Origin of the sequence: Nonomuraea recticatena (assembly GCF_039533245.1) — a bacterium.
GTDB classification, from domain to species: Bacteria; Actinomycetota; Actinomycetes; order Streptosporangiales; family Streptosporangiaceae; genus Nonomuraea; species Nonomuraea roseola.
The window spans coordinates 45,712-56,425 of record NZ_BAAATE010000047.1 but is presented as its reverse complement, the minus strand read 5'-3'; the positions used below and the strand labels follow the sequence as shown (position 1 = coordinate 56,425).

The window sequence follows — 10,714 nt, the reverse complement described above, 5'->3', positions numbered from 1 at the left end:
TCCACACCGACCCGCTCCACCCCCAGCACCTCGGCGAACAGCCGGCAGAGCACCTCCTCCTCACCCGCCGACGGCGCCCGGTACACCGACGCCCCGACTTCCGGAGCGGGAAGCGCCGCCCGGTCCACCTTCCCGTTCGGCATCAGCGGCAGCGCCGGCAGGACGACGACCGCGGAGGGCACCATGTACTCGGGCAGCCGGCCCCGGACGAAGCCGCGCAGGGCCTCGCCCTCGGCCCGGCCCACCGCATACGCCACCAACCGGCCGTCCCGCGCCACCACCACGGCCTGCTCCACCAGCGGGTGCGCGGCCAGAGCCGCCTCCACCTCGGCCGGCTCTATCCGGAAGCCCCGGATCTTGACCTGGTTGTCCGAGCGGCCCAGGTACTCCAGCTCCCCCGTCGGGTTCCAGCGGGCCAGGTCGCCGGTGCGATACATCCGCGCGCCGGGCGGCCCGAACGGGTCGGCGACGAACCGCTCGGCGGTTAATCCTGGGCGGTTGTGGTAGCCGCGCCCCACGCAGGCGCCGGCGACGTAGAGCTCGCCCGCGGCGCCCGACGGCACCGGCTTGAGCCTGGGACCGAGCACGTAGACACGCATGTTGCCCAGCGGCCTGCCGATGGGGGCGCCGCCGCTGCTGCTCCGGGTGGCGGTCGTGCCGAGCAGGCAGGTCGTGGCGTAGAAGGTCTCCGTCTGCCCGTACGCGTTGACGATCTTCGCCCCGGGCAGCGCCGTGCGGGCCTGCCGGACGAGCGAGGCCGGCAGCGCCTCGCCCGCGAACACGACCGCGTCGGCCGTGACCCGCCCGCCGAGCCCGCCGACGAGCTCGGCGAAGGCCGACGGGACCGTGCTGATCACGCCGCCCGTCCAGGTGTCGTGTTCGCCGAGCACGAGCACGTCCCGGACGATCTCGGCCGTCCCGCCCCGGCAGAGCGTGCTGAACAGCTCGAACACCGACACGTCGAAGCTGATCGAGGTGCCCGCGAGCATCCGGGCGCGCGGCGGCAGGCTGAGGACGTCGTTCAGGCGCAGCACGCCGTTGACGACGTTGCCGTGGGTGATCGCGACGCCCTTCGGCTCGCCGGTGGAGCCCGAGGTGTACATCAGGTAGGCGGTGTTGCCGGGCAGGAGCCCGGTACGGGGAGCGTGCTCGGGCCCGGAGCCGAGCTCGCCGAGGTGGACCCGTGGGATGCGCGCGTCGCACACCGCCGGCTCGGCGGCGGGGTCGGTGACCAGCAGCGCGGGACGGGCGTCGGCGAGCACGAAGTCGAGCCGATTGCTGGGGAACCCGGGGTCGATCGGCAGGTAGGCGGCGCCCGCCTTGAGCACGCCGAGCACGGCCACGACCAGCTCCGCGGACCGGGGCAGGGCCAGCGCCACCGTGGTCTCGGGGCCCGCGCCGCGGGCGATCAGGTCGTGGGCGAGCCGGTTGGCCCGGGTGTCCAGCTCGCGGTAGGTGAGGGTGCGCCCGCCGGACGTCACGGCAGGGGCGTCGGGCGTCCGCTCCGCCTGGCGTTCGACGAGGCCGGGAACGGTCAGCGGCGGGGTCGCGACGGCGGTGTCGTTGAGCTGGTGCAGCAGCCGGTGGCGTTCGCCGGGTTCGAGCAGGTCGAGCCGGGCGAGGCGGGCCTGAGGGTCGTCGGCCAGGTGCCGCAGGACGCGCACGACGCGGCGTGACAGCCGGTCGGCGTCGGCGCCGGAGAGCCGGTCCCGCTGGTACTGCACGGTGAGCCGCAGGTGGGGGTCGGCGGCGGCGAGCAGCGCCACCGGGTAGTGCGTCGCGGTGAACGGCCGGACGCCGGTGACGGCGAGGCCGGCCGTGGCGTTGGCCTCGTCGAGGCCTATCCGGTCCACCGGGTAGGACTCGAACACGATCAGGGTGTCGAACAGGGTGCTCAGGCCGGTGGCCTGCTGGATGTCGCCGAGTCCGCTGTGGTGGTGCTCGAGCAGCGCCGCCTGCCGGTCCTGCACGCGGGCGAGCACCTGCGCGAAGGTGTCGGAGGGCTCGCAGGGCACCCGGACCGGCACGGTGTTGATGAACAGGCCGACCATGTCCTCGACGCCGGGCAGCGCGGGTGTCCGCCCGGAGACGGTGGTGCCGAACACCACGTCCCTGCGGCCGGTCAGCTCGGCCAGCAGCACGCCCCAGGCGCCCTGCACCAGCGTGTTGAGTGTGACGCCCAGCTCGGCGGCGCGGCGGGACAGGGTGGCGGCCACGTCCGGGGGCAGCGGGACGTCGGTCTGGCCGATGCCCGCGTCGGTGGTGGGGGCGGGCGGGCTCGCCGCCAGCAGCGTCGGCTCCGACACCCCTTGGAGTTCGCGGGCCCAGGCGCGCAGCGACGCCGCGTGGTCGCGGGAGCCCAGCCAGGCGAGGAAGTCGCGGAACCCGCCGGCCCTGGGCAGGCCGTCCGGCTCGCCCTGCGCCGCGTAGAGCCGCAGGAGGTCCTGCATCAGCCGCGGGAGCGACCAGCCGTCGAGGAGGGCGTGGTGGGTGCTGAGGACGAGCTCGGCCCGGCCGGAGCCGAGCGTGACGAGCGTCAGCCGCAGCAGCGGCGGGGCGGCGGGGTCAAAGCGGACGCCGCGGTCGGCCACCAGCAGCCGCTCCAGCTCGCGGGCGCGCTCGGCCTCGTCGAGCCGGGACAGGTCGTGCTCGCGCCACGGCAGCCGGACTCCGTCCACCACGAGCTGGGCGAGGTCGCCGGCCTCGTCGGCGGCGAACGCGACGCGTAGGTTCGGGTGCCGGTCGAGCAGCGCCTGCCCGGCCGCGCGCAGCCGCGCCGGGTCGAGCGGCCCGTCGAGGCGCAGGACGAGCTGCATCTGGTACGCGTCGGCGCCCGCCCCGGTGAGCATCGAGTGGAAGAGCATGCCGGACTGGAGAGGCGTCAGGGGCCAGACGTCGGACAGGCCGGGCCAGGCGTGCTCCCATGTTTCGAGCTGGCGCAGGCTCACGCCGGTGAGCGTCAGGTCCGAGGGCGTCAGGCCGCCTGCGTCCGGCGCGGCGGCGTGCTCGGCGAGTGCCGAGACGGCGGCGGCCCACAGCTCGGCCAGTTCCTCCACCTCGTCGCGGGAAAGCAGCTCGTCCGGGAAGGTGAACAGCGCCGTCAGCTCCTGCTCGCCGGTGATCAGGGTGTCCACCTGCAGCGCGGCGGGGACGGGCAGGCCGGGATCAGGCATGGCGACTAGTTCTGGCCATTCCGGCGCGGGCCCCCAGGCGCCTCCGTCCAGGTCCTCGGAGAGACGTCCGAGGTAGTTGAAGATGATCTGCCCCTCGGGACGGCGGCTCAGCTCGGCCGCGGTTTCCTCGTTGAAGTGGCGGAGCAGGCCGTACCCGATGCCGTGGCCGGGGAGGGAGCGCAGTTGCTCCTTGACCGCCTTGATGGCGGCTCCTGCGGCGGGACCTGCGGCGAAGGCCTGCTCGACGTTGATCCCGTCCAGGTCGAGCCGGGCCGGGTAGACGCTGGTGAACCAGCCCACGGTGCGGGACAGGTCCGCGCCCGGCACCACGTCCTCCTCGCGGCCGTGCCCCTCCAGCCGGATCACGGCGGCGGTGCCCGGCACGCCCTCCCGGCGGCGGTGGCGGAGCAGCGCCAGCATGAGCGCGGCCAGCAGTCCCTCGTCCACACCCGCGCGGAAGGCGGCGGGCCACCGGGCCAGCAGGGTACGGGTGATCGCCGGCGTCAGCCGGACGCGCACGGTGGAGGTGGCCGAGGCGACGTCGCGGGCGGGGTCCAGCGGGCGTGCGCCGAGCGGCGGCTCGTCGGTGGCGACGACGTCGAGCCACGCCGGCAGCTCGTGCCCGCGGCGGGCCGCCTCCGACCGCAGCGCGTGCGCCCAGCGGCGCATCGAGGTGCCTACAGGTGGCAGGGCCGGGGGCCGCCCGGCCTGCACGTCCGGCCAGGCCGCGGCGAGGTCGGGCAGCAGAATGCGCCACGAGACGCCGTCCACGACGAGGTGGTGAGCGAGAACCACCAGTCGCCCGCCGGCGCGGTCGCCAGCCTGGTTGGGTGGGTCGAGCCAGATGAAGCGCAGCATCGAGCCGCGTTCCGGGTCCAGCTCGCGCTGGGCGGCCTCCAGGGCGGGCGGGACCTCCTCCGGGCGCTCGACGCGGCGGATCAGGCGGGCCACCGGCACCGAGCCGGCCGGCTCCACGCGCAGGTCACCACCGTCCAGCCGGGAGCGCAGCACGTCGTGGTGGTCCACCACGGCGGTGAGCGTCGCGACCAGGCCGGCGTGGTCGATCTCCGGCGGCAGGGTCAACGCCATCCACTGCGCGTACCGGCCGAACGCGGGGCCGCGCGCGGCGGCCTCGCGGGCCACCGGCAGGAGCGGCATCGGGCCGGTTCCGCCGCCTTCTAGCTCCTCCAGCACGCACGCCGGGCCGGCGTGGATAACGTCGGCCAGGTCGGTCACGGTGCGGCGCTCGAAGACGTCACGCGGGCTGAGCGCGAGGCCGCGGGCGCGAGCGCGGGAGACGACCTGGATCGCGCGGATGCTGTCGCCGCCCAGGGTGAAGAAGTCGTCCTCGGCGCTGACCCGGTCCAGGCCCAGCACCTCGGCGTAGACCTCGGCCAGCGCCTCCTCGGCGGGGGTGCAGGGAGCGACGTAGTCGCCGCTCGCGAACGCCGGCTCGGGCAGTGCCCGCCGGTCGAGCTTGCCGTTGGTGGTCAGCGGAAGCCGGTCGAGCAGCACGAACGCGGCGGGGACCATGTACTTGGGCAGCCGTCCCGACACCCACGCGCGCAGCTCCGCGGCGTCGGCGCCGGCGCGGAAGTCCACCTCCTCCCCGCCGCCGATGCCGCCCGCGGCCTGCGGCACGACGTAGGCGACGAGCTGCTTGCCGCCGGTCCCCCGGCCCTCGCGGGCGATCACCGCGGCCTGCGACACGCCCGGGTGCCGTTCCAGGGCCGCCTCGATCTCGGCGGGCTCGATGCGGAAGCCCCGGATCTTGACCTGGTGATCGGCGCGTCCCATGAACTCCAGGCGGCCGTCGGCGGCCCAGCGTGCCAGGTCGCCGCTGCGGTACATGACGGTGCCCGGCGGCCCGTACGGGCAGGCGACGAAACGCTGGGCGGTGAGCCCGGCCCGGCCGTGGTAGCCGCGGCCGACGCCCGCGCCGGCGACGTACAGCTCGCCGATCACGCCGGGCGGCACCGGGGTGAGGCCTGGGCCGAGCACGTACATCCGCGTGTTGCCGATGGGCACCCCGATGGGGCTCGCGCCACGCTCGGCGAACTCCGCCAGCATCTCCAGGTAGGTGACGTGGACCGTGGTCTCGGTGATGCCGTACATGTTGACCAGCACCGGCGCGCCGGGCGTCTCGCTGGGGTACCAGCCGCGCAGCCGTGCCGGGTCCAGCGCCTCGCCGGCGAAGACCACCATGCGCAGCCGCAGCCCCGAGGTGTCGGCGGGCCGGTTGGCGGACAGCTCGTAGAAGGCCGAGGGCGTCTGGCTCAGGACGGTCACGCCGTGGCGGAGCAGCAGCCGCCACAGCGCGTCGGGGGAACGCACGACGTCCCAGCCGGCCAGGACGATGCGCCCGCCGTGCAGCAGCGCGCCGCACATCTCCCACATGGACACGTCGAAGGCCTGCGAGTGGCAGCACGACCAGACGTCGTCCGGGCCGAAGCGGCACCACTGCTCCGTGCCGGCGAACAGCGCCACGAGGTTGCGGTGGGTGATGGCGACGCCCTTGGGCGTGCCCGTGGAGCCGGAGGTGTACATGAGGTAGGCGACGTTGCCCGGACGGGCCCGCACGGGCAGGTTGGCCTCGCCACCCTCCTGGCGGGTGACGTCGATGCCGAGGCGCGGCGTCACTACGGACCAGGGCACGGCCCGGTCTCCGGCCGGGTCGGTCACCAGGACGTGCGGCCGGGCGTCGGACAGCACGTAGTCGAGACGGCCGCTCGGGAACTCGGGGTCGATCGGGAGGTAGACGGCGCCGGCCTTGTAGACGCCGAGCAGGGCCACGACGAGGTCGGCCGTGCGGGTCACGGCCACCGCCACCACGGACTCGGGCGTGACGCCGCGCCCGGCCAGGGCGTGCGCCAGCCGGTTGGCGCGCGTGTTCAGCTCGCCGTAGGTCAGTGTCACGTCGCCGGCGACCACGGCCACGGCGCCCGGCCTGGCCGCCGCGTGACGTTCGAACAACTCGGCGACGGTCGCGCCGGACAGCGGCACAGCCGTGTCGTTGAAGTCGGCGAGCAGCCGCCGCTCGTGGGCGGCGAGGAGCTCGATCGAGCCGGCCGGGGCCTCGGGGCGCGCGGTCAGGGCGCGGACGGTGGCGATCAGGCGTTCACTCAGCGCGGCGGGGTCGGCCTCACCGTAGAACGCTGCCGGGGCGTCTACCCGTACGTGCAGGTCGCTGTCGTGCCTGCCGTCAAAGTAGGTCGAGATCATCAGCTCGTCCACCGAGCCGAACGAGCCGCCGGCGAAGTACGCCGTGCTGCCGGCGAGGTCCAGCCCTTCGACGAAGGGGATGATGTTGACGATCGCGCCGAACGGGCTGCGTACAGCTCCGGCCCGGCCGGTCTCACGCTGAATGTCGGAGACCTGGTGCGTGGCGTGCCTGAAGACCTCAGTCTTGGCGCGCTGGGTCGCGTCGAGGACGGCGGGAAGGTCGGCGGTGACCGGCACCCCGATCCTGATGGGCACGAGGTTCGACAGGACGCCCGGGGTCCGCCGCGTGGTGCCGAAGCGGTTGTTGACGGTCACGGTGAACAGCGGCTCGGGCAGATCGCACATGTGGCGGAAAAAGACGGCCGCCGCCGCCATCAGCAGCGTCGGCAGGGTGACGCCGTACGAGCCGGCCAGCCGTTCCCAGGCGTCGGCCTCCTGCCGGTGCACGCGCGCGGTGTGGCTCCACACGCCCGTACGGCCGGCGTCGGCCCCGCCGGACGCGGGGGTTCCGGGCAGGCGGGCCGGGGCGGGCGTGTCCGACAGGTAGCGCCGCCAGAACTCCGCGTCCCTGCCGAATCTGTCGGAGGCCCGGTAGCGCGCGTCCCGCTCGTGCAGCGCGACGGGCTCCTCCACCGGCCAGTCGGGAGCGGGGTCACCCTTCCGCAGCGCGGTGTATACCTCGGCGATCCGCCGCGAGACGAGCGTGAGCAGGCCGAAGGCGTCGGTCACGACGTGGTTGCAGACCAGCACGAGGAACGACCGCTGCTCCCCCAGTGTCAGCAGGCCGGCGCGGAACAGCACGTCCCGCTCCAGGTCGAACGGCCGGGCCGCGAGCTCGGCCACGTACGCCCGCGCCGCTGCCTCCGGGTCGGCCGCGCCGCTCATGTCCGCGGCGAAGGGCCGCCACGCGCCGAGGTCGCAAGGCTCCTGGCGCAGCCGTCCTGCCTCCTCGCTGAAATTGACCAGGACGGTGCGCGCCTCGGTGAGCACGACCCGCAGCGCGGAATTCAGCACCGCATTGTCGAGCTCGCCCTCGACGTCCCAGACGGCGGCCACGTTGTTGGGCGGCTCAGGCCGCAGCCGCTGTGCCAGCCAAAGACTTTCCTGCGCCGCCAACACGCCGATCGAAGTCATCCGGGACACCCTCCTCAAAGGTCTTTTCCAGCCTTATTCGCCGCAGTCCCGAGAGTCAATTGCCGGCGCCATTGTCCTGCCGACCGGACACCGTTCCCCCTGGTCTCCGGACTTTCGCGGCGAGTAATGTGGAGCGTGTTCCGCGCTCAATTGCGGTCAGTTCGAAGCCGCCCGCCGCGAACAATTGCCGCCATTCGCCGGCCGCCCGTTCGCGCCCGCCGAGCAGCACCAGCATGTGCAGGTCGAGGAGCTTTTCCGGATGGCGGGCGTCGTCCTCGGGGATCACCTGCTCGACGACGAGCAGCGTGCCGTGCGGCGGCATGGCGGCGGCCACTTCGCGCAGGATGCGGACCGCGGCGTGGTCGTCCCAGTCGTGCAGGATCTGCGCCAGCACGTAGACGTCGCCGCCTTCGGGCACGCCGGTGAAGAAGTCGCCGCCCACGACGGCGCAGCGTTCCGCCGGGACGTCGGCCTCCCGCACCACGTGGGGCAGGTCGAACAGCACGCCGTGCAGGTGCGGGTTGCCCGCCAGCAGCGTCCTCAGCAACTCGCCGTTGCCGCCGCCCACGTCCACGACCGTGCGGGCGCCGCTCCAGTCCCGTTCGACCAGCGGCCGCATCCGTACGGTGACCAGTCCCGCCTGGGCGGCGTCGAAGGCGGCCGACTCGGCGGGGTGCGCGCGCAGCCACGCGAACATGGGCTGCCCGAACAGCTCGTCGAAGGCCGGTTTCCCGGTGCGCAGCGAGTGCCCGGCGAGCCCCCATGCCCGGTAGGCCTCGCCGGCCATCAGCGTGACCAGGTGCCGGAGCGAGCCGGGCCGGTCGGCGCGCAGGTACGCGCCCGTCGCGGTGAGGGCGAAGGTTCCGCGCGGCCCCTCGGTGAACAGGCCCTCGGCGACGAGCACGCGCAGGAACCTGACGAGCGCGCCGGCGTCCGTCCCCGACCGCCTGGCCAGGTCGCCCGCCTCAGCCGGCCCGTGCGCGAGCAGGTCAGGCACGCCGGCCTCGGTGACCGCGAAGACGGCCTGCGAGACGATGTATCCCATGATCGCGTGGCGCAGCTCGCGGTAGCCGTCCTCGTGCTCAGGCATGCTTGCCTCCTGGTGACAGCGCGGGGAACAGCGGGCGTTCCGCCGCCTCCCGCAGGTAGTCGGCGCCGGAGCTGCCGCCGGTTCCCGGCACCCGGCCGATGATCTTGAGGGCGATCCCCCAGTGCGTGCGTTTCATCGCCTGCCACGCCTTGTCCAGCCCGGCCATGGCCGCGGCCAGGCCGTCCAGCGGCGGCCCTCCGCCCGTCGCCAGGTACTCCTCCTGGAGGGAGCGGCCGGGGCGCGGCCTCTCGTCGAGACGTAACAGCTCCATGGGGAGTTGCTCGGTGGGCAGGGGCGCGCTCAGACGTTCCACCTCGCGGTAGGCCCGGGACTGGATGGCGCTCCGGCCGTCGGTTGACGACCGGATGACCGCGAACGACTCCTTCGGCATGGTGGTCAGCACCCGGTAGAGGCTGCCGGTGGCGGCCACGCGGGCGGTCGCGTCGCGCACCTCGGCCGTCGCCGCCGCTGCGTCCCCGCCGGCGAGGGCCGCGACCGCCCGTTCCAGGCGGCGCGCCACCTGCCGGTAGACCAGCTCGAACACCTGGATACTGCGGATGAACATCACCTCGTCGTGCAGCGGCGTCATGGGCAGCAGCGTGATCTCGGCGGCCAGCCGCACGGCGGGCGGCACGGCGTCCAGGGCGAGCCGGGCGAGCTCCCCGGCCCGGTCGGCGGCGGGCGCCGCCGGGAACCGGGCAGTCACCCCGGCGGCTCCCGGCGCCAGCTCGCCGGCCCGTGCCAGGGCGCGCAGGCAAGCCCGGACCCTGACCTCCTGCCGTGAGCGGCGCCCCCGCCCGGCCGCGGCGGCGGCCTCGAAGGCCAGCAGATCGGCCAGCAGAGCCACCTGTTGTAGGTCGAGGCCCGCATCGGGGCCTCCCGGAGTGGTCTCGGCCACGCGATGCAGCAGGAGTATCGCGCCGTAGGAATCGTAGTCCCCGTCCTCCTGGTCGAAGGTGCAGGGCAGCCAGGACGACAGGATCAGCCCGTCGGCCGCCCTCCCGCCACGGCCGCGCCGCGGGCGGCCCTCCTCGGCCAGCACACGCAGGGCCTTAACCAGCTCGGCGTCCACTTGACCGCGGCCCACCGCCTGGTAGTGCCGCACGATCGGGCGGAACGGGAACGCCGCCGGGCGGGCGTCCTCCTGCCAGTCCGCGAGGCTGCTTAGGGCCGAGGACGGGCATCTCGCCGTCTCGTCCAGCGCCCGCGGGCTCAGGCCCCCGACCCCGACGTTCGTCGTGACTCGCATGCGATGTCCTTCCGCTGGGTCACTGGGGATCAGGCACGTGCCACAGTTCGGGGAAGGACGGCGTGAAGACCGTCGAGCGCAGAAACTCCGCGCCGGTCGAGCCGCCGGTCCCGGCCTTGTCGCCGATCACCCGCCGGGCCAGGACGGCGTGCCGGAACCGCCACTCCTGGAATGCCTGGTCCAGGTCGCGCAGCCCCTCGCACACCTGCGCCGCCACCGCGTCGTCCCGTTGCAGCATCCGCAGGGCCAGCCGCACGTCGTCCGGCGGATACCCGCAGGCCGCCAGGTACTCGAGGAAGGAGGCGAACAGCCGGGGCTGGCCCGCTCTGTCCTCGATGCGCGCCCTGGCCCGGCTGCCCTCGGGAAACTGCCGCGCCACGTCGCCGTCGCACCGGCCCAGCACCAGCTCGATCTCGCGGAACTGCGCCGAGTAGAAGCCGCTGCCGCCCAGCCGCTCGCGGAAGGCGTCGAACTGCCCGGCGGTCAGAGTCTCCAGCGCCTCCATCTGCGCCGTCAGCACCGCGAACCCGGCGCGCAGCCGCCGCAACGTCCGCAGGGCGTGGCCGCTGTCGGCCGCGGAGAGGGCCGCCTGGAGGCCGCCGAGCTCGTGCAGCAATTCCTTGAACCACAACTCGTGCGACTGGTGGACGACGACGAACAGCAATTCGTCGGGCTGCCCGGTATTCGGCTTCTGCAGGTCCAGCAGCGTGTCCAGGGACAGATATTCACGGTACGCGCGGTACGCGGAAAGAGCGCTGGTCATACCTCTTCACTAGCACGGCAACCGTAGCCCCTGAGCAAAACCTTTCATCAGTCATTCACGCCCGGTCCGCGCGCACACAAAAA

At 73.8% G+C, this 10,714-nt stretch carries 4 protein-coding genes; all 4 read right to left on the bottom strand.

What is annotated here, in order from left to right:
- A partial coding sequence (locus tag ABFX50_RS46025; protein WP_346156452.1) for an amino acid adenylation domain-containing protein occupies positions 1-7,529 on the bottom strand: 7,529 nt, incomplete at its 3' end.
- Between the two features lie 55 nt (positions 7,530-7,584).
- Positions 7,585-8,619 carry a methyltransferase gene (locus tag ABFX50_RS46020; protein ID WP_346156450.1) on the bottom strand — a complete coding sequence of 345 codons (1,035 nt, stop codon included), beginning with the start codon at positions 8,617-8,619 and terminating at the stop codon, positions 7,585-7,587.
- Positions 8,612-9,868, bottom strand: a complete 1,257-nt coding sequence (locus ABFX50_RS46015) for a tryptophan 2,3-dioxygenase (protein ID WP_346156448.1) — start codon at positions 9,866-9,868, stop codon at positions 8,612-8,614. The genes ABFX50_RS46020 and ABFX50_RS46015 overlap by 8 nt, the downstream gene beginning before the upstream one ends.
- Before the next feature lie 19 nt (positions 9,869-9,887).
- Positions 9,888-10,631, bottom strand: coding sequence for a tryptophan 2,3-dioxygenase family protein (locus ABFX50_RS46010; RefSeq protein ID WP_346156445.1), 744 nt, complete (start codon positions 10,629-10,631; stop codon positions 9,888-9,890).
- Between the last annotated feature and the right edge of the window lie 83 nt (positions 10,632-10,714).